This is a genomic window from Roseovarius gaetbuli (assembly GCF_900172365.1).
Taxonomy (GTDB): Bacteria; Pseudomonadota; Alphaproteobacteria; order Rhodobacterales; family Rhodobacteraceae; genus Roseovarius; species Roseovarius gaetbuli.
Window position 1 is genome coordinate 42,756 of the sequence record NZ_FWFJ01000005.1, and the last position, 18,025, is coordinate 60,780.

An 18,025-nucleotide genomic window follows, 5' to 3' on the forward strand; every position below is an offset into this window, starting at 1 on the left:
CTAGGCGGCGACCTTGACCTGCGCCACGTCAGCAACCGTGCGCGCAATCAGTGCGCTAAGGTCATCGCCCCGCGCCCTTGCGGCAAAGTTAAGCGCCATGCGGTGACCGAGCACCGGTTGCGCCATCGCGGCCACATCGCCCGCATCGGGCGCAAGCCGCCCCTGAAGCATCGCACGCGCCCGCACCGTCAGCATAAGCGCCTGCGCGGCGCGCGGCCCCGGGCCCCAGGCGACGGTGTCGCGCACCACTTCGCTGGCGCTTGGATCATCCGGGCGACAGGCACGCACAAGATCAAGGATCGCCTCCATCACCGCCTCGCCGACGGGCATCCGGCGCAGCATCTGTTGCGCTTCAATAAGATCGGCGGGCGTAAAGACGGCATGCGCCTCTTCCTCGGCGGCACCCGTGGTGGCGAGCAAAATCGCGCGCTCGGTGTCGCGGTCGGGATAGGGCACCTCGATCTGGACCAGAAAGCGGTCAAGCTGGGCCTCGGGGAGGGGATAGGTGCCCTCCTGTTCAATCGGGTTTTGCGTCGCGAGCACGTGAAACGGCGGCTCAAGCGGGCGGTTGGCCCCGGCGACGGTCACCTGGCGTTCCTGCATCGCCTGCAAAAGGGCGGATTGGGTGCGCGGGCTGGCGCGGTTGATCTCATCGGCCATCAGAAGCTGACAAAAAATCGGCCCTTCGATGAACTTGAACGCCCGGCTGCCGTCGCTGGCGGTTTCAAGCACTTCGCTGCCAAGAATATCGGCCGGCATCAGGTCAGGGGTGAACTGAACCCGGTTGGTATTGAGGCCCATGACCGTGCCAAGGGTTTCCACAAGCCGCGTCTTGCCAAGCCCCGGCAGGCCGATCAACAACCCGTGCCCGCCGCACAACAGCGCCGAGAGAGCCAGATCAACCACCTGTTCCTGACCGATAAAACGCCGCGTGATCGAGGCCCGTGCCTGTGCAAGCTTGCCTTCAAGCGCCTCAAGACCAGCAAGAAGGTCAGTGTCATCGGTCATGGCAAAACTCCTGTTTGGACTATATCCTAACGGTAGAGTGTATAGCGCTAGACAGAAATGGCAAAAGCAATGAGCAAAGAATCCATCACGTCGCCGTCAGCCGAAGGAATTGCCGCCTCTGCCAGGGCCGCCAAGGCCAAAGGGCGCGGCCTTCCGCCGGTTCACCTTTGGAACCCGCCGTTTTGTGGCGACCTTGATATGCGAATCGCCCGTGATGGCACGTGGTTCTACCTTGGTACCCCGATCGGGCGGCCCGAATTGGTACGGCTGTTTTCCACCATCCTTCGGCGTGACGGCGACGATTATTTCCTTGTCACCCCGGTGGAAAAGGTTGGCATCACCGTCGATGACGCGCCGTTTGTGGCGGTTGATTTCGAGGTCGCGGGCGCGGGCGAGGCCCAGGAATTACGCTTTGAAACCAACGTCGGCGATCATGTGACCGCTGGCCCCGATCATCCCATTCGCGTCACCCGCGACCCCGAAACAGGCGAGCCGTCGCCCTATGTCCTTGTGCGCGCCAACCTTGAGGCTTTGATTGATCGCAAAAGCTTTTACCGGCTGGTTGATATCGGCACAGATCACGAGGGCTGGTTCGGGCTCTGGTCGGGCGGTGCGTTTTTTGGCGTGATCCCGTCGGATGAATTGCCCCGCGACTAGGCCTGCACCGACCGCATTCTGGGGGGAAATCACGCCACGCTTTCCCGGTAAAAAGCGGCATTTTCAGGCACGTCTTTGCGCAACTTGTGCTATTGCACTTGCGCGAGCGGGCAGGATGATCCGCCGTCAGACAGTGTAAAAAGGGACGAAGATGCTTCAAGAGTTCAAGGATTTCATTGCCAAGGGCAATGTGATGGATATGGCGGTCGGTATTATCATCGGCGCGGCCTTTACCGCGATTGTCGGCTCGCTTGTGTCCGATCTTATCAACCCGATCATCAGCCTGTTTCTGGGCGGGGTCGATTTCTCGGGGCTTTATGTGCTTCTTGGCTCGGGTGAATACGCCTCTATTGCCGCCGCAGAAGAAGCCGGCGCTGCCGTCTTTGCCTATGGTCGCTTTATCATGGCCGTGATCAACTTTTTGATCATCGCATGGGTGGTGTTCATGCTGGTCAAGGCCGTCAATCGCGCCAAGCCCGAGGCCGAAGTCGAAGAGGCGCCTGCCGCCGATCCCGGCCCATCCGAACTGGACATCCTGATCGAAATCCGCGATTCTCTGAAGAACAAGTAAGCCACGGCTTATGGCGAAAGGGTCCGCGATCCAGCGGGCCCTTTTTCATGTCCGGCGTAAGGCCTGCGGGCCTCGCGCGATCAAGACCAGAAAGGAAATGCAGCAATGCAAGACATCATCGCACAACTAAGCGGGTACGGCCCGATGCTCCTCAGCGCGGGCAAGGCCCTCGCGGTTCTGGTCTTTGGCTGGATGGCGGCAGGGATCATTAGCGGCATGGTGCGCCGCCGCGTGAATGCCAGCCCGCGCATCGACAAAACCATCGGCAATTTCGCCGCCTCGATCGTGAAATGGGTCATTCTGGCGATGGTGCTTGTCGCGGTTCTTGGCATCTTCGGCATTCAGGCAACCAGCCTTGTGGCGGTCATGGGCGCGGCGACGCTGGCCATTGGTCTGGCGTTGCAGGGCACGCTTTCTGATCTTGCGGCGGGGTTCATGCTGGTGCTGTTTCGGCCCTACAAGTTGGGCCAATACGTTGAAATCGGCGGCACATCCGGGACCGTGGTTGATCTCAACCTGTTTTTCACCGAACTTGCGACGCCGGATAACGTGCAGATCATCCTGCCCAACGGTCAGGCCTGGGGCGCAGTGATCCGCAATTTCTCGCATCATCCCAAGCGGCGCTGTGATTTTGGGTTCGGGATTGATTACGGCGATGATGCCGATCACGCCATGCAGATCATCCTTGATCTGGCAAATGCCGACCCCCGCGTTCATGCCGACCCCGAGCCTTGGGTGCGGGTGGTGAACCTTGGCGACAGCAGTGTCGATCTTGGGGTGCGGCTTTGGTGTGATGCGGCCGATTACTGGGGTTTGAAATTCGATATGACCAAATCGGTGAAAGAGGCCTTCGACAAGAACGGTGTCTCGATCCCCTATCCGCATCAGGTCGAAGTTCAAAAGGCGGGCTAATCAAACGCTTGTCGGGCAGTCTCAGACCCTGTGATAGGGGCTGCCCGCCAGGATTGAGGCCGCGCGGTAAAGCTGTTCGCTCAGCATCACCCGCGCGAGCATATGCGGCCAGACCATGCGCCCGAACGACAGCTTGAAATCGGCGCGCCCGCGCAGCTCGGGGGCAATGCCATCGGCACCACCGATCACAAAGGCAACGTCGCCGCGCCCGCCGTCGCGCCAAGCGCCAATCTGGTCGGCAAACTCGGGCGAGCTCTGCAATTTGCCGCGCTCGTCGAGCGCCACAATCACCGATGCTTTGGGGATGACCCGTTCCAAAAGGGCGGCCTCGGCAGCCATGCCGCCGCCCTTTTTATCCTCGACCTCAAGCAATTGCGCGGGGCCAAGTCCAAGGGCGCGGCCCGTGCGATCAAACCGGGTCAGGTAGTCGTCGATAAGCGCGCGTTCCGGGCCGGTACGCAACCGGCCCACCGCGCAAATATGAATCCGCATTCAGACCTGAGAATCTGCCGTCTGCTCCGGGGTTTGTCCGGTGGGCAGCCACATTTTCTCAAGCTGATAGAATTCACGCACTTCGGGGCGGAACACGTGAACGATCACATCGCCTGTGTCGATCAGTACCCAATCGCCGGTTCCCTTGCCTTCCATCCGCGACAGAATGCCGAAATCCTGCTTGAGGCGATCCGTCAGCTTTTCGGCAATTGCCGCCACCTGACGGGACGAACGCCCCGAGCACACGATCATATAGTCGCCGATCGCCGTTTTGCCGCGCAGGTCGATCTGCACGATATCTTCGGCCTTGTCGTCGGAAAGTGAGGAAAGAATCGCCGCAAGCTGCGTTTCGCTGTCAGCGGTCATGGCAGGCACCATGGCAAGCGCCCCCTGTTGAGCGGCCTCGGCCGCATAGGTCGTAAAAGACAGGACATAGTCCTCCTTTGCTGCACACCGCAAAACCCCGGTGCCGGGCTATGGTTACAAAGTAGCAATCCAAAGATGATTTTTCAATGAACGGCAACCCCCAGAGTGCTGTGCGCCCCGCAAACTGCTGCAAATTTACCCGTCCTGTGGCAATTCCACGCCGGTATCGCCCAACATTCGCACCTCGCGCTGTGGGAAGGGGATGGAAATGCCATGCTCCTGAAACGCATCCCAGAGCGCCAGATAGACATTGCCGCGGATATTCGTAAGCCCGCCGGTCGGGTCGCGAATCCAGAATCGCAGGATGTAATCGACGCTGCTGTCGCCGAAACCCACGATATGACAGACCGCCGGCTTGCTGCTTAGAACGCGCTCGACACCATTTGCCGCCTCGATCGCGATCTTGCGCACAAGGTGCGGGTCATCGCCGTAAGCGGTGCCAAAATAGATATCGAGGCGCACGAAATCGTTGGAATGCGACCAGTTCACCACCTGCCCGGTGATCAGGTCCTCATTCGGGATCAGGTACTCGCGCCCGTCGCGGGTGGTGATCGAGACATAGCGCGCGCCAAGGCTGTTGATCCAGCCAAAGGTCTCGCCAAGGCTGATGACATCACCGGGTTTGATCGACTTGTCGAGCAGGATGATGATCCCCGAGACAAGGTTCGACACCACCTTTTGCAGGCCAAAGCCAAGGCCGACACCGATGGCACCCGACAGCACGGCAAGCCCGGTCAGGTCCACCCCGACGGTGCGCAGCCCGATAAAGAACGCGGCGCCATAAAGCAGAACCTGCATGAACTTGACGACAAGCACCTGCATCGAGGGCGAAATATCGTTGTTTTTGCGCACCTGCGCGGCGGTGGCGGTCGAGGTGAAACGCGCCATTGTAAACAGGACGCCGATCACGATCACCGCCTGCACCAATAGCCAGAGCGACAGCCGCGTTTCGCCTACCTCGAAGGCGGCACTGTCAAGAATGGCCTGCGCCTCGTCGGTAAGTTTCAGGATGCTGAGCGTGACCCATGTCCACCCCGCGTAGCGCACCATTGAGCGTAGGAAATTATTGGCAATCAACCGGGTGGCAATCGCGATCACAAGCCAGGCAAAGGCCAGATTGCCAACTGCGGCCAGGATATAGGAGCGGCTTGGCCAGGTGACTTCGCGCATGGCCCAGACCAGCGGCCAGATCATCAGGACGAAAAAGATAAGCCGAAGGCGGCGGTGCAGCATCACCAGAAGGCGCATTCGCCATTTCGGCCAGCCTTCGCGGGTGCGCATCCATTCGCGCGCCATCGGGCCGAAAACTTGCGCCATGACGTGCGCGGCGATGAAGAGTAATACTGCGATCCCCACCTGATAGGCGTTCCAGGGCCGCATAAGCCCTGTCAGGAAAAGCTGTGCCTGAGCCCAGAGGCCAAGCGCAATTTCCTGCGTGATGGTGATGGTATCGCCTTCCATTACATAGCAGATTGGCACGCGCCACGCCGCCTCACAAGCCCGCACTGGACAAGCCCCGCAATTCAGGCTCTTTTCAGGGCCGAAACGGAGAGGTGCGATGACAACAGCCCTGATTACCCACCCCGATTGCCTTGGCCATGAAACGCCCGAAGGCCACCCTGAACAGATTGCTCGGCTAGAGCATGTTCTGGCCGCGCTTGAGGGCAAGGAGTTGCGCCGCGTCACCGCCCCGTTGGTGGCCGAAGACGACCTGTTGCGGGTGCATCCCCATAGTCATATCGAGACCATCCGCGCCGCAGCCCCCAAAGAGGGGATCATACAGCTTGACGCCGATACCTATATGTCGCCGGGCACATTGGCCGCGGCGCATCGTGCGGCGGGCGGTGCGGTGCGCGCGGTTGATCTTGTGATCTCGGGCGAGGCGCAGAATGCCTTTGTCGCCACCCGCCCGCCGGGCCACCACGCCGAGCGCGAAACCACCATGGGGTTCTGTCTGTTCGGCAATATCGCCGTGGCGGCAAAACATGCGCTGGATCATCACGGGCTGTCGCGCGTGGCGATTGTCGATTTCGACGTGCATCACGGCAACGGCACGCAGGACCTGCTTGAGGATGACGCGCGCGCGCTTTTCGTGTCCTCGCACCAGTTTCCGCTTTGGCCCGGCACCGGCACCGCCGATGATACCGGCCCGCATGACACCATCCTCAACCTGCCGCTTGCGCCGGGCACCGGCGGCGAGGGCTTTCGTAAGATCTATGAGGACAAGGTCTTTCCCGCCGTCACCGCCTTTAAACCAGATCTGTTGCTGATCTCAGCCGGTTTTGACGCGCATCGCGACGACCCGCTTGCCGATCTGCGCCTGACCGAGGATGACTTTGCCTGGGTCACCGGGCGGCTTTGCGATCTGGCGGATGATCTGTGTGGCGGGCGGGTCGTGTCTTGTCTTGAAGGTGGCTATAACCTGATGGCGCTGGCCCAAAGCGCGGCGGCGCATGTTGACGTGTTGATCGCGCGCGGCGCGGCCTGATTTTCCCTGTTCAAGGATAACGCTCATGCGTGCCGGTCTTGCCCTGCTCTGTCTGGCCTATGTGCTAAGTCAGTTTTTTCGCGCCTTTCTTGCGGTTCTGAGCGGTGTTCTTGAGCGTGACATCGGCGCGACGCCGGATGATCTTGCCTTTGCCTCGGGGCTTTGGTTCCTGGCCTTCGCAGTGATGCAGGTGCCCGTAGGTTGGGCGCTTGACCGGGTCGGGCCACGGCGCACCTCGGCGGTGCTTTTGCTGATTGGCGGGGCCGGGGGCGCCGCGCTGTTTGCCATGGCCACAAGCCCGCTGCACATCGCCGTGGCGATGCTGTTGATCGGGGTCGGGTGCTCGCCGGTCTTGATGGCGTCCTATTACATTTTCGCGCGCCAGTTTCCGCCTGCCAAATTCGCCACCCTTGCGGCGTTGATGCTTGGGGTCGGATCAATCGGCAATCTGGTTGCCTCTTACCCGATGGCCTGGGCCGCCGAAACGCTTGGCTGGCGGGCGGCCCTGTTGGTGCTGGCGGGGGTGTCGGGCGTCGTGGCGGTTGGTATTCTGGCGCTTGTACGCGATCCCGAGGCCCTGACCGGCGATACCCGTGGCTCGGTTCTGGACCTGCTGAAGATGCCGGTGCTTTGGGCAATCATGCCGCTGATGTTCGTGGCTTATGTGCCCTCTGCCGCGTTGCGCGGGCTTTGGGCGGGGCCATATTTGCGCGATGTGTTCGCGCTTGATACCGGGCAGGTGGGGCAGGCGACCTTTGTCATGGGTGTGGCGATGATCGCCGGAACGCTGTGTTATGGCCCGCTTGATCGCATCTTCAAAACTCGCAAATGGGTGATCTTTGCCGGCAACGCGATCAGCGCGCTCGCGCTTTTGGTGATGGTTGCGCTGCCCGATCACAATCTGGCGCTGTCGATTGCAATGCTGGCGGTCGTCGGCTTTTTCGGCGCTTCCTTTCCGGTGATCATCGCCCATGGCCGGGCGTTTTTCCCGCCCCACCTTGCGGGGCGTGGCGTGACCCTTTTGAACCTGTTTGGCATCGGCGGCGTGGGCGTGGCGCAATTCGCCTCTGGTCCCTTGCACAGCGCCGCCTCGGCCAGTGGCGCGCTTGCGGGCTATACGGCGATCTTCCTGTTGTTTGCGGTTTCATTGCTGCTTGGTTTGGCGATCTACCTCTTCAGCCGCGACAGTATGGACTGAAACCGCCCCCTTTCACCTTCTGCACAGACACGATAAGACCCCCCGGCAACCCCGAACCTGGAGATTGATCAAAATGGGTTACAAAATCGCCGTCGTCGGTGCCACGGGCAATGTGGGCCGCGAAATGCTGAACATTCTGGCCGAGCGCCAGTTTCCTGTTGATGAGATCGTGGCCCTTGCCAGCCGCAAGTCTCTCGGTACCGAAATCAGCTTTGGCGACCGAACTTTGAAAACCAAGGATCTGGACACCTTTGATTTCACCGGCTGGGATATTGCCCTGTTCGCCATCGGCTCGGACGCGACCAAGATCTATGCGCCCAAGGCGGCGAAATCCGGCTGTATCGTGATCGATAACTCGTCGCTTTATCGCTATGATCCCGACGTGCCGCTGGTGGTTCCGGAAGTGAACCCCGAGGCGGTTCTGGGCTATGCCAAGAAGAACATCATCGCCAACCCCAACTGTTCGACCGCACAGATGGTCGTGGCGCTCAAGCCGCTGCATGACCGTGCACGCATCAAGCGTGTTGTCGTCTCGACCTATCAGTCGGTTTCAGGGTCGGGCAAAGAGGGCATTGATGAGCTCTGGGATCAGACCAAGTCGATCTACAACCCGACCGACAGCAAACCGCCGCGCAAATTCACCAAGCAGATCGCGTTCAACGTGATTCCGCATATCGACGTCTTCCTTGAGGACGGCCAGACCAAAGAAGAATGGAAAATGGTCGCCGAGACGAAGAAAATCGTCGATCCCTCGATCAAGGTGACCGCCACCTGTGTGCGCGTGCCGGTGTTTGTCGGCCATTCCGAGGCGATCAACATCGAATTCGAAGATCACCTCGACGAGGCCGAGGCCCGCGATATCCTGCGCGAGGCGCCGGGCATCATGGTGATCGACAAGCGCGAAGACGGTGGCTATGTCACGCCGATCGAATGCGTCGGCGATTTCGCCACCTTCATCAGCCGCATCCGTCAGGACCCGACGATTGATAACGGCATCAACCTGTGGTGCGTCAGTGACAATCTGCGCAAGGGCGCGGCGCTGAACGCGGTGCAGATCGCCGAGACACTGGGCCAGCGGGTGCTGAAAAAGGGCTAATCGCCGTTTCGAAACCCCTCTATCCCAACATCATCGGGCGCATCTTCGGGTGCGCCCGTTTTCATATTCGATGCACGGCGCGCGATGGCTTGGATGAAGGGGCATCTTGGTAAACAAGGCGTAAATCCGCGCGAATGGCCAGCCTGTGCTTGCACTTGCCCCGCGCCAGCGGGATGATCCTCACATGTTTACAGGAGTGATCCCCATGCGCGCGCTGTCCTTTGTCCTTCCGTTTGTCCTTTTCGCCCCGGCGCTACATGCCGAAGAGATCGCCCTTAACAGTCGGGTCAGCGCCGTGACCCTTTATCCGCAGGGCGCGACCGTCATCCGGCAGGTGCCATTTTCCATCCCCGAAGGCCAGCATGACCTGATCCTTGCCGATCTGCCGCAAAACACACCGCTGGCCGCGGTCCGGGTCGCCGTCACGGGCGCGCAAATGGGCGGGGTCACCACCCGCAACGATTATGTGCCGCCGCGTGACACAACCGAATCGCCCGCCCTGATCGCGGCCCGCGCCAGGGTCGAGCGGTTGGAGGATGCGCTGCGAGCGGCCCGCGCCGGTGTCGAGGATATCGCGCTGGAGGCGGATGCCGCCCGTGCCCGGATCGCCTTTCTCGCCGAGATTGGCCGGGGCGATGGCGTGGCAGCGCTTGGGGTTGAGGCGCTGCGCGATCTCTCGGCGATGATTGGTGCCGAAACCCTCGCCGCACAATTGGCCGCCGCCGAGGCCACCCGCCGCGCCGACACCGCCGAACGGGGCCTCAAGGATCAGATCAAGGCGCTCGAGGATGCGCAACAGGCCCTTGCCGCGCTGGTCCCCGAAGACACGGCGCGCGCAATGCTTGCCGTTGCGGTTGCCTCGGATCAACCGACGACCGGCACGCTGAGCGTGACCTACTCGATCAGCGATGCCGGATGGCAGCCACTTTATGACCTGCATTTGACACGCGACACCGGCAAGCTTCGGCTGGAGCGCGGCGCATTTGTGCATCAATACACCGGCGAGAACTGGCGCGATGTGGCGCTTACCCTGTCCACGCTTCGCCCCTCGGCCCAGACCGAACCCGGCCAGATATGGCCCTGGATTCCGCGCATCGAGGACCCGAACGAAATTCGCCCCAAATCGCGCCAGCTTGAAAGCGCCGAGGGCGCCCTGATGCAGATGGCCGAACCGATGATGGATGCGCCCGCCCCCGCGCGCATCGAGGCGGATGCCCAGTTTGACGGCCTGTCAGTCACCTATACCTACCCCGCGCCGGTTTCGGTCAGCACCGGCGCGGATCGCGTGCGCCTGTCGCTTGGCACCCTTGGCATGACCGCCGATGTGGTGGCGCAGGCCGTGCCGATGGTTGATCAGACCGCCTTTGTCATGGGGCGCATGACCAATGACACCGGTGAACTGATCCTGCCCACGTCAGAGGCGCGGTTTTATCTTGATGGCCGCTATGTCGGGCAACGCTGGATTGATCTTGTTCCGGCGGGAGGCAAGGTGGATTGGGCCTTTGGCGCCATTGAGGGCCTGCGCCTCAAGCGGATTGTGCGGGATCGCAATGAGGGGGATCGCGGGATCATCTCGAAATCCAACGAGATGAGCGAAACGGTCGAGATCAGCGTGGAAAACCTGACCGATACGGCCTGGCCGCTGCGCATTCTGGACCGTGTGCCGCAATCGGATCAGGAAGACCTTGAGATCACATGGTCGGCCAAGCCCCAACCGAGCGAGCGTGACGTGGATGGCAAACGCGGCATTCTGGCCTGGGATGTCACCCTGCCCGCCGGCCAGACGCAAGAGATTACCCTTACCCACGCGCTCGAATGGCCCGACGGCAAGGTTTTGCGCTAAGATACCCCTGCGGCGGCAGTTATTGCGTCGCCGCAGAGCCCTGTTTTCAGAATGTCAGCTTTTTCGCAAGAATCGGATGTCACAATGGCCAGTCAGTATAAAACGCCCGGCGTTTACATTGTCGAGACGAGCGCCTTTCCCAATTCCGTGGTTGAGGTCGCCACCGCTGTGCCCGCCTTTATCGGGCACACGGAAACGGCAATGAATGGCAGCGGGTCTTTGCGTGACACCCCGACGCGCCTCACCTCGCTGGCCGAGTTTCAAGCGGTGTTCGGCAGTGCCCCGACGCCGCTTTTTGAGATCAAGCCAACAGCGGCGCTGCCCAACCCTTCACCGCTGAGCGACGCGGGTGCTGATAGCGCTCCCGCCTTGCCGCCTATTCCAATTTCTTCCACGCAAGACCTGATCCAGAGCAACCCGGCCTATTGCCTTTATGGCGCCTTGCGTCTCTTTTTCGAGAACGGAGGCGGGCCCTGTTATGTCACCTCAATCGGTGGCTATGATGATCCCTTTGATGCCGACAAAATGATCGCCGCCATCACCGGCCTTGAAAAAGAACCCGAGCCGACGCTTTTGGTAATCCCCGAAACCACCCGCCTGTCGCGGGCCGATGCGAAACGGGTGCTTCAGGCGATGCTTGATCACTGTGGCGAAAGAATGCGCAACCGCTTTGCCATCCTCGATATCTCTTCCGGCCACCTGCCGCAGAACAGTGTGCTTGGGGATCCTGTCGCGACCTTTCGCAATGATATCGGTCACACCTCTCTCAGTTTCGGCGCGGCCTATTATCCCTGGCTCAACACGACCATCTTCCAAGACCGCGATTTCACTTTTGAAAACATCACTCCCGCGAGCCACGCAGAGCTGCGCAGGCTCTTGAGCGCAGAGGCTAGCGGCAACGCATCTCTTGCCGAGGAAATCAACAAGATAGGCGCGCCGGGTCAGTCGGGCAGTCTTGCAATCACGGCGCCCGACGAGGATCAGGCCGCGCCAGGTTTGGACATGCAGGACAATTTGCAAACCGACAAACGCGAGATGCGCCAGAAGACACTTGATAAAAGCCTTCGCGCTACTTTTCCGACCTATGTGGAAATCACCCGCGCCATAGCCGCCGCGATGAATACCTTGCCTCCTGCCGCCGCCTTGGCCGGGATTTATACCATGGTCGACAATTCGCGTGGCGTCTGGAAGGCGCCTGCCAATGTTTCGGTCAATGCCGTCACCTCACCAACCGTTACGATCAACGATGGCCAGCAGCAAAACCTCAACGTCCCCACCACCGGCAAATCCATCAACGCGATCCGCTCTTTCATGGGCGAAGGCACGCTTGTCTGGGGCGCGCGAACGCTTGATGGCAACTCGCTTGACTGGCGCTATATCCCGGTGCGTCGCGCCATGATCATGATCGAGCAATCCATCCGGCTTGCCGTCGAGGCCTATGTCTTTGAAGCCAACAATGCCAGCACATGGGTTACGATCCGCGCGATGATCGAAAACTTTCTGACAGGCGTCTGGAAGCAGGGCGGTCTTGCCGGGGCGGTGCCCAACGAGGCCTTTGGCGTTCAGGTTGGTCTTGGGGAAACCATGACGCCTGAGGATATAATCGAAGGCACCCTGCGGGTCACGGTTCTGGTCGCTGTTACCCGCCCTGCCGAATTTATCTACATCACGTTTCACCAGCAGATGCAGACATCCTGACGGCCCGTTTTCCGGGCCGTCGGTCCGCCGCCTACTTACAGCGCTTTTCGGCCTCTTCGACCGCTGCCGTATAGCCCGACAGAGAAAAAGAATCCTTGGTGATCGTGCCGCGCGACGAGCGCGCGCTAAGGACGGCCTCTGCGCCGCGCTTCATCGCCGCCAGAATCTTGGCGTCATCGCTGGTGCTTGCGGGCCAGGCCCATTCGCCCTCGGTGAACAATTCGAACTCGGAACCGCCGATATTCATGTTGACGGTCGAGCCGCCGGCAAAGGGATAGCCGCCGGTAAAGGTGATCTGGCCCTGAACGCCCGCGCCGGGGCGAAAGAACGTCATCAAAAGAATGTCACCACGGCGCACGGCGACGACGCGACCATCCTTGGTGTTCACCGTTTCGGTCGGGGCCGACACCGCCCAGCATTCGCGCGGGTCGCCGTCTTCAAACACGCTCCATGCGGTCTTGGCCGCCACCTGATTGGTGCTTGTTTCCTGCGCGGTTGCGCCCGTTGCCACCATCGCGGCCAATGCCACGGCCACGCCGCGTGCAAATCGTGATACCATCTGTCCAGCCTCCAAGCTGTCCTAAGCCTCAATTTTAGAGGTCGCGCCTATCCCTTTACGGAATTCTTTTTATGTGCGACCAGTCCCGTCTCGACATTGCAACATTAGCCTGAAACAGGCGAGAAGTGAAAGACGCAATTGGCGGATTTTCGCACACGCGCCTGTGAGCCACACTTATCGGAGGTCCCAATGACCCAGCCTGTTCCCATGACCGAAATCTGGCGCGGCCCGATGGCCGAAAGCGTGCACCTCGGTCACGCGGTGATTTGCGCCTCGGGTGGTGAGATTATCGAGGCTTGGGGCGATCCCGCCACAACCATTCTGCCGCGCAGTTCGTCCAAGATGATTCAGGCGCTGCCGTTGGTCACAAGTGGCGCGGCCAGGGTCCATGGCCTTACCTCAGAGCAGCTTGCGCTGGCATGCGCGTCGCACAACGGGGCGGCCATTCACACCGAGCGCGTCAATCGCTGGCTGGCCGATCTTGGGCTGAGCGATGATGATTTGCGCTGCGGGCCACAAGACCCGGATGACAAGGTGGCCCACAAGGCGCTGCTGTGTTCTGACACGTCGCCCTGTCAGGTGCACAACAACTGCTCGGGCAAACATGCGGGCTTCCTGACGCTGAACCGTCACCTTGGCGGCAGCGCCGAATATATTGACCCCGATCATCCGGCGCAAAAGGCGGTTTTGGATGCATTTGAAACGGTAACCGGCGAGACCTCGCCGTTTTACGGAATCGACGGATGTTCGGCGCCCAACCATGCCTCAAGCCTGCACGGGATGGCGCGTGCGATGGCGTGGTTTGCCGGGGCTCGGGAGGGTGTCGATTCCAATCAAACCGCCGCTGTCCAGCTTTGGCAGGCCATGGTCGCGCATCCCGAACTTGTGGCGGGTGAGGGGCGCGCCTGCACCGAGCTGATGCGCGCCTGTAAAGAACCTGTGGCGCTCAAGACCGGGGCCGAGGCCTTTTTCATCGCCATTCTGCCAAACCGAAAGATGGGTGTCGCGCTCAAGATCACGGATGGCACCACGCGCGGCGCGGAATGTACGATTGCGGCGCTGCTGGTCAGGTTGGGTGTGCTCGATGCGGATCACCCGGCCACCCGCAAATTCATGAACGCGCCGATTCTCAACCGGCGCGGAATCGAGACCGGAATGATCAAACCTGCCGCCACGCTGGTCTGATCCGCCGCTCATCCGCCCACGAATTCATCCTGCGCGTAGCCCTGTAGATAGAGCAGCGCCGTCAGGTCGCCGTGATTGATGCGGATGTCACACTCTGCGGCGACGCTTGGCTTGGCATGAAGCGCAACGCCGGATCCGGCCCGCCCCAGCATGCCAAGATCGTTGGCCCCGTCACCGACCGCGATCACATCGGTTTCGGCAAGCCCAAGCCGCGTACTGATCTCTTCCAGAGCCTGTATTTTGGCCTCGCGCCCCAAGATAGGCCGCGCCACATCACCCATCAGAACGCCGCGTTCCACTAAAAGCGTGTTGGCGCGATTTTCGTCAAATCCGAGCGTGGCGGCGACCGCCTGTGTAAAGGCAGTAAAACCGCCAGAGACCAGCGCGCAATAGGCCCCATGCGCTTTCATCGTCGCCAGCAGGGGGGCGCCACCGGGCATATAGGTGATCCGGCTTTCAAGAACTTGCGCGATCACGCCCTCATCCAGCCCCTTGAGCAGGGCCACTCGTTCGATCAGCGCGCCCTCGAAATCAAGCTCGCCATTCATCGCCCGCGCGGTGATTTCTTTGACATGCGCGCCGACGCCCGCGACCTCGGCCAGCTCATCAATGCATTCCTGGCAAATCATCGTGCTGTCCATATCCGCCAGCAGCATCTTCTTGCGCCGCCCCGTTTTGGGTTGCACCACAAGGTCGACACGCGCCTTTTGCAGATCACCCCACACGTCCCACTGATTGTCCGGCACCTTCTCCAGCGCGAATTCCGCCGCCTCATCGGGCGCAAGCCAGACCGCGTCACCGCCCCCCCAGGCATTGCGCAGGGCGTGAACAAGGGCAGGGTCCAGCGCGCCCTTGGGCGCAATCAACGTGGCAATGAACATTTAACGAAGTTTCCGATCGTAGTCGCGACGGGTCGCATTTTCTCATTCAAGCGGCGTTCTAGCGTCATTTCTGCACTTGCGAAAGGCCCTGATGCGCCGTAATGCGATAGGCGGGACACCCCTCCCCAACGAGGGGCGCTTATCTGAAAGGGTAGCATTCATGGCTATTGATACTCCGGCAACGCGGCCGGCTAATCCGCGTTTCTCTTCTGGCCCCTGCGCCAAAATCCCCACATTCTCGCTTGATAAGCTTAGCGATGCGCCCTTGGGCCGCAGCCACCGTGCCGCCGTCGGCAAGGCCAAGCTGAAAGCCGCGATCGAGCGGACACGCGACATCCTCGGCATCCCCGATGATTACCGCATCGGTATCGTGCCCGCTTCGGATACCGGCGCGGTCGAAATGGCCATGTGGAACCTTCTGGGCGCCCGCCCGGTTGAAATGCTCGCCTGGGAAAGCTTTGGCGCCGGTTGGGTCACCGATGTGGTGAAACAGCTTAAACTCGACGCGACGATCAAGACCGCCGAGTATGGCGAGATTGTCGATCTGGCCGGTGTCGATACGGACAACGATGTCGTCTTTACCTGGAACGGCACCACCTCTGGTGTGCGCGTGCCGAATGGCGACTGGATCAAACCCGACCGCGAGGGCCTTACCATTTGTGATGCCACATCGGCCGCCTTTGCGCAGGATCTGCCCTGGGACAAGCTTGATGTGACCACCTTCAGCTGGCAAAAAGTGCTGGGCGGCGAGGCGGCACATGGCATGCTTATCCTGAGTCCGCGGGCGGTTGAGCGGCTTGAAAGCTATACCCCGGCCTGGCCCCTGCCCAAGATTTTCCGCCTGACCAAGGGTGGCAAGCTTATCGAGGGCGTGTTCGTCGGCGAGACCATCAACACCCCGTCGATGCTTGCGGTCGAGGATTACCTCGTCGCCCTTGACTGGGCGGCCTCGGTTGGCGGCCTCAAGGGGCTGATGGGCCGTGCGAACGCCAATACCAAGGCCGTGGCCGATTTTGTGGAACTGCACGACTGGGTCGATTTTCTGGCCCATGATCCGGCCACCCTGTCAAACACCTCGGTTTGCCTGACCTTCAATGATGCCCGCATCACCGACGGTGCCACATTCGCCAAAGCCGTCGCCAAACGGCTTGAGGCCGAAAATGTCGCCCTTGATGTCGGGGCCTACCGCGATGCGCCGGCCGGGCTTCGGATCTGGTGCGGTGGAACGGTGGAAACCTCTGATGTCGCGGCCCTGATGCCATGGATCGAATGGGCGTTTCAGACCGAAATCGCCGCTCTGCGTGAGATGGCAGGTTAAAAATATCGCGTAGGGTGCGCATTCATGGCGCACCTTCCCCCGACATTCTCCATAAAGGACGCTTAAACATGGCTCCCAAGGTACTCGTCTCTGACAAACTGTCCGAAACCGCCGTTCAAATCTTTCGCGATCGCGGCATCGAGGTCGATTTCCAGCCCGATCTTGGCAAGGACAAGGATAAACTGGCCGAGGTGATCGGCCAATATGATGGTCTTGCCATCCGCTCGGCCACCAAGGTCACCGAGAAAATTCTCGAAAACGCCACCAACCTCAAGGTGATCGCGCGCGCCGGGATCGGCACCGACAACATCGACAAAGAGGCAGCAAGCAAAAAGGGCGTGATCGTGATGAACACGCCGTTTGGCAACATGATCACCACCGCCGAACACGCCATCGCCATGATGTTCGCCGTGGCGCGCCAGATCCCAGAGGCCTCGGCCTCGACCCATGCGGGCAAATGGGAGAAATCCAAGTTCATGGGGGTCGAGCTTACCGGCAAAACCCTAGGCGTGATCGGTGCCGGCAATATCGGCGGCATCGTCTGTGATCGTGCCCGCGGCCTCAAGATGAAGGTCGTGGCCTATGATCCCTTCCTGAGCCAGGACAAGGCCGACAAGATGGGCGTTGAAAAGGTCGAAGAGCTTGATGAGCTGCTCACGCGCGCCGATTTCATCACGTTGCATGTGCCGCTCACCGATCAGACCCGCAACATCCTGAGCCGCGAAAACCTTGAGAAAACCAAGAAAGGCGTGCGCATCATCAACTGTGCCCGTGGTGGTCTTGTGGATGAAGAGGCGCTGGCCGATCTGTTGAAATCCGGCCATGTCGCCGGTGCCGCCCTTGACGTCTTCAAGGTCGAACCCGCGACCGAGAACCCGCTTTTCGGCCTGCCCAACGTGGTCTGCACGCCGCACCTTGGCGCCGCCACCACCGAAGCACAGGAAAACGTTGCCCTGCAAGTGGCCGAGCAAATGTCGGACTACCTTTTGACCGGTGCCGTGACCAACGCACTCAACATGCCTTCGGTGACGGCCGAAGAGGCCAAGGTCATGGGGCCTTGGATCAAACTTGCCGATCACCTGGGCAATTTCATCGGCCAGATGACCGACGAGCCGATCAAGGCCATCAACATCCTCTATGACGGTGTCGTCTCGGAAATGAATCTCGGCGCGCTCAATTCCGCCGCCGTGGCGGGGATCATGAAATCGGTCAACCCCGAGGTCAACATGGTCTCGGCGCCCGTGGTGGCCAAGGAACGCGGCATCAAGATCAGCACCACCAAACAGGATAAATCCGGCGCCTTCGAGGGCTATGTCAAGGTGACGGTGGTGACCGACAAGCGCGAGCGCTCGATTGGCGGCACGGTCTTCAGCGATGGCAAGCCGCGGTTCATCCAGATCAAGGGCATCAATATCGACGCCGAAATCGGCCGTCACATGCTCTATACCACGAACGAGGACGTGCCGGGCATCATCGGCCTTCTGGGCCAGACCATGGGCGAAAACGGCGTCAACATCGCCAACTTTACCCTTGGCCGCGCTGATGCGGGCGGCGAAGCAATCGCGCTTTTGTATGTTGATGCAGACGTGCCCGAGGCTGCCATCAAGGCGCTCAATGCAACCGGCAAGTTCCAGCAAATTCGCCAGCTGCACTTCGACGTCGGTTAACCCCGAAACGGCGCCGCCTTTCGGGG

At 60.7% G+C, this 18,025-nt stretch carries 17 protein-coding genes; 11 read left to right on the top strand and 6 right to left on the bottom strand.

Annotated features, from left to right (window positions below; all coding sequences use genetic code 11):
- On the bottom strand, positions 1-1,008 hold the full coding sequence (locus tag ROG8370_RS04080) for an AAA family ATPase (RefSeq protein WP_085825806.1): 1,008 nt from the start codon (positions 1,006-1,008) through the stop codon (positions 1-3).
- A gap of 69 nt (positions 1,009-1,077) precedes the next feature.
- Between ROG8370_RS04080 and ROG8370_RS04085 the strand changes: the two genes are divergently transcribed.
- The 3 genes from ROG8370_RS04085 (at position 1,078) to ROG8370_RS04095 (ending at position 3,148) form a co-directional block, all read left to right on the top strand.
- Positions 1,078-1,665 (top strand): DUF1285 domain-containing protein, encoded by a 588-nt coding sequence (locus tag ROG8370_RS04085; protein ID WP_085825886.1) that lies wholly within the window; start codon positions 1,078-1,080, stop codon positions 1,663-1,665.
- A 151-nt stretch (positions 1,666-1,816) separates the two neighbouring features.
- Positions 1,817-2,236, top strand: coding sequence for a large conductance mechanosensitive channel protein MscL (gene mscL / locus ROG8370_RS04090; protein ID WP_085825807.1), 420 nt, complete (start codon positions 1,817-1,819; stop codon positions 2,234-2,236).
- A 105-nt stretch (positions 2,237-2,341) separates the two neighbouring features.
- Positions 2,342-3,148 carry a mechanosensitive ion channel family protein gene (locus tag ROG8370_RS04095; RefSeq protein WP_085825808.1) on the top strand — a complete coding sequence of 269 codons (807 nt, stop codon included), beginning with the start codon at positions 2,342-2,344 and terminating at the stop codon, positions 3,146-3,148.
- A gap of 21 nt (positions 3,149-3,169) precedes the next feature.
- On the opposite strand, the gene rlmH is transcribed toward ROG8370_RS04095, so the two are convergent.
- The 3 genes from rlmH to ROG8370_RS04110 form a co-directional block, all read right to left on the bottom strand.
- Positions 3,170-3,640, bottom strand: a complete 471-nt coding sequence (gene rlmH / locus ROG8370_RS04100; protein WP_085825809.1) for a 23S rRNA (pseudouridine(1915)-N(3))-methyltransferase RlmH — start codon at positions 3,638-3,640, stop codon at positions 3,170-3,172.
- The gene (rsfS, locus tag ROG8370_RS04105; protein ID WP_073197806.1) at positions 3,641-4,018 is read right to left on the bottom strand and encodes a ribosome silencing factor; all 378 of its coding nucleotides are present in this window, start codon (positions 4,016-4,018) and stop codon (positions 3,641-3,643) included. It lies immediately after the preceding gene.
- A gap of 183 nt (positions 4,019-4,201) precedes the next feature.
- Entirely contained in the window at positions 4,202-5,527 is a 1,326-nt protein-coding gene (locus tag ROG8370_RS04110) for a mechanosensitive ion channel family protein (protein ID WP_085825810.1), read from the bottom strand.
- A 97-nt stretch (positions 5,528-5,624) separates the two neighbouring features.
- Here ROG8370_RS04110 and ROG8370_RS04115 point away from each other — a divergent pair, with 97 nt between their 5' ends.
- The 5 genes from ROG8370_RS04115 to ROG8370_RS04135 all read left to right on the top strand — a co-directional run bounded on the left by ROG8370_RS04115 (position 5,625) and on the right by ROG8370_RS04135 (position 12,389).
- Positions 5,625-6,554, top strand: a complete 930-nt coding sequence (locus ROG8370_RS04115) for a histone deacetylase family protein (protein ID WP_085825811.1) — start codon at positions 5,625-5,627, stop codon at positions 6,552-6,554.
- A 25-nt stretch (positions 6,555-6,579) separates the two neighbouring features.
- Positions 6,580-7,752 (top strand): MFS transporter, encoded by a 1,173-nt coding sequence (locus tag ROG8370_RS04120; protein ID WP_085825812.1) that lies wholly within the window; start codon positions 6,580-6,582, stop codon positions 7,750-7,752.
- A gap of 73 nt (positions 7,753-7,825) precedes the next feature.
- Positions 7,826-8,848 carry an aspartate-semialdehyde dehydrogenase gene (locus ROG8370_RS04125; protein WP_085825813.1) on the top strand — a complete coding sequence of 341 codons (1,023 nt, stop codon included), beginning with the start codon at positions 7,826-7,828 and terminating at the stop codon, positions 8,846-8,848.
- 205 nt (positions 8,849-9,053) lie between these two features.
- On the top strand, positions 9,054-10,691 hold the full coding sequence (locus ROG8370_RS04130; RefSeq protein WP_085825814.1) for a DUF4139 domain-containing protein: 1,638 nt from the start codon (positions 9,054-9,056) through the stop codon (positions 10,689-10,691).
- Between the two features lie 84 nt (positions 10,692-10,775).
- Positions 10,776-12,389 (top strand): phage tail sheath family protein, encoded by a 1,614-nt coding sequence (locus tag ROG8370_RS04135; RefSeq protein WP_085825887.1) that lies wholly within the window; start codon positions 10,776-10,778, stop codon positions 12,387-12,389.
- Positions 12,390-12,420: 31 nt separating this feature from the next.
- On the opposite strand, the gene ROG8370_RS04140 is transcribed toward ROG8370_RS04135, so the two are convergent.
- Positions 12,421-12,948, bottom strand: a complete 528-nt coding sequence (locus ROG8370_RS04140) for an invasion associated locus B family protein (protein ID WP_170925179.1) — start codon at positions 12,946-12,948, stop codon at positions 12,421-12,423.
- A 189-nt stretch (positions 12,949-13,137) separates the two neighbouring features.
- Between ROG8370_RS04140 and ROG8370_RS04145 the strand changes: the two genes are divergently transcribed.
- Positions 13,138-14,133 (top strand): asparaginase, encoded by a 996-nt coding sequence (locus ROG8370_RS04145; protein WP_085825815.1) that lies wholly within the window; start codon positions 13,138-13,140, stop codon positions 14,131-14,133.
- 8 nt (positions 14,134-14,141) lie between these two features.
- On the opposite strand, the gene serB is transcribed toward ROG8370_RS04145, so the two are convergent.
- Positions 14,142-15,014: a phosphoserine phosphatase SerB gene (serB, locus tag ROG8370_RS04150; RefSeq protein ID WP_085825816.1), complete on the bottom strand. Its 873-nt coding sequence runs from the start codon at positions 15,012-15,014 to the stop codon at positions 14,142-14,144.
- Positions 15,015-15,174: 160 nt separating this feature from the next.
- Here serB and ROG8370_RS04155 point away from each other — a divergent pair, with 160 nt between their 5' ends.
- Positions 15,175-16,332, top strand: a complete 1,158-nt coding sequence (locus ROG8370_RS04155; RefSeq protein ID WP_085825817.1) for a phosphoserine transaminase — start codon at positions 15,175-15,177, stop codon at positions 16,330-16,332.
- Positions 16,333-16,400: 68 nt separating this feature from the next.
- Positions 16,401-17,999, top strand: a complete 1,599-nt coding sequence (serA, locus tag ROG8370_RS04160; RefSeq protein WP_085825818.1) for a phosphoglycerate dehydrogenase — start codon at positions 16,401-16,403, stop codon at positions 17,997-17,999.
- Positions 18,000-18,025 lie beyond the last annotated feature (26 nt).

What these genes read in the sequence shown, in the direction of transcription:
- ROG8370_RS04080 (WP_085825806.1), bottom strand. Translation starts at nt 1,008, where the DNA reads ATGACCGATGACACTGACCTTCTTGCTGGTCTTGAGGCGCTTGAAGGC.
- ROG8370_RS04085 (WP_085825886.1), top strand. Translation starts at nt 1,078, where the DNA reads ATGAGCAAAGAATCCATCACGTCGCCGTCAGCCGAAGGAATTGCCGCC.
- mscL (WP_085825807.1), top strand. Translation starts at nt 1,817, where the DNA reads ATGCTTCAAGAGTTCAAGGATTTCATTGCCAAGGGCAATGTGATGGAT.
- ROG8370_RS04095 (WP_085825808.1), top strand. Translation starts at nt 2,342, where the DNA reads ATGCAAGACATCATCGCACAACTAAGCGGGTACGGCCCGATGCTCCTC.
- rlmH (WP_085825809.1), bottom strand. Translation starts at nt 3,640, where the DNA reads ATGCGGATTCATATTTGCGCGGTGGGCCGGTTGCGTACCGGCCCGGAA.
- rsfS (WP_073197806.1), bottom strand. Translation starts at nt 4,018, where the DNA reads ATGGTGCCTGCCATGACCGCTGACAGCGAAACGCAGCTTGCGGCGATT.
- ROG8370_RS04110 (WP_085825810.1), bottom strand. Translation starts at nt 5,527, where the DNA reads ATGGAAGGCGATACCATCACCATCACGCAGGAAATTGCGCTTGGCCTC.
- ROG8370_RS04115 (WP_085825811.1), top strand. Translation starts at nt 5,625, where the DNA reads ATGACAACAGCCCTGATTACCCACCCCGATTGCCTTGGCCATGAAACG.
- ROG8370_RS04120 (WP_085825812.1), top strand. Translation starts at nt 6,580, where the DNA reads ATGCGTGCCGGTCTTGCCCTGCTCTGTCTGGCCTATGTGCTAAGTCAG.
- ROG8370_RS04125 (WP_085825813.1), top strand. Translation starts at nt 7,826, where the DNA reads ATGGGTTACAAAATCGCCGTCGTCGGTGCCACGGGCAATGTGGGCCGC.
- ROG8370_RS04130 (WP_085825814.1), top strand. Translation starts at nt 9,054, where the DNA reads ATGCGCGCGCTGTCCTTTGTCCTTCCGTTTGTCCTTTTCGCCCCGGCG.
- ROG8370_RS04135 (WP_085825887.1), top strand. Translation starts at nt 10,776, where the DNA reads ATGGCCAGTCAGTATAAAACGCCCGGCGTTTACATTGTCGAGACGAGC.
- ROG8370_RS04140 (WP_170925179.1), bottom strand. Translation starts at nt 12,948, where the DNA reads ATGGTATCACGATTTGCACGCGGCGTGGCCGTGGCATTGGCCGCGATG.
- ROG8370_RS04145 (WP_085825815.1), top strand. Translation starts at nt 13,138, where the DNA reads ATGACCCAGCCTGTTCCCATGACCGAAATCTGGCGCGGCCCGATGGCC.
- serB (WP_085825816.1), bottom strand. Translation starts at nt 15,014, where the DNA reads ATGTTCATTGCCACGTTGATTGCGCCCAAGGGCGCGCTGGACCCTGCC.
- ROG8370_RS04155 (WP_085825817.1), top strand. Translation starts at nt 15,175, where the DNA reads ATGGCTATTGATACTCCGGCAACGCGGCCGGCTAATCCGCGTTTCTCT.
- serA (WP_085825818.1), top strand. Translation starts at nt 16,401, where the DNA reads ATGGCTCCCAAGGTACTCGTCTCTGACAAACTGTCCGAAACCGCCGTT.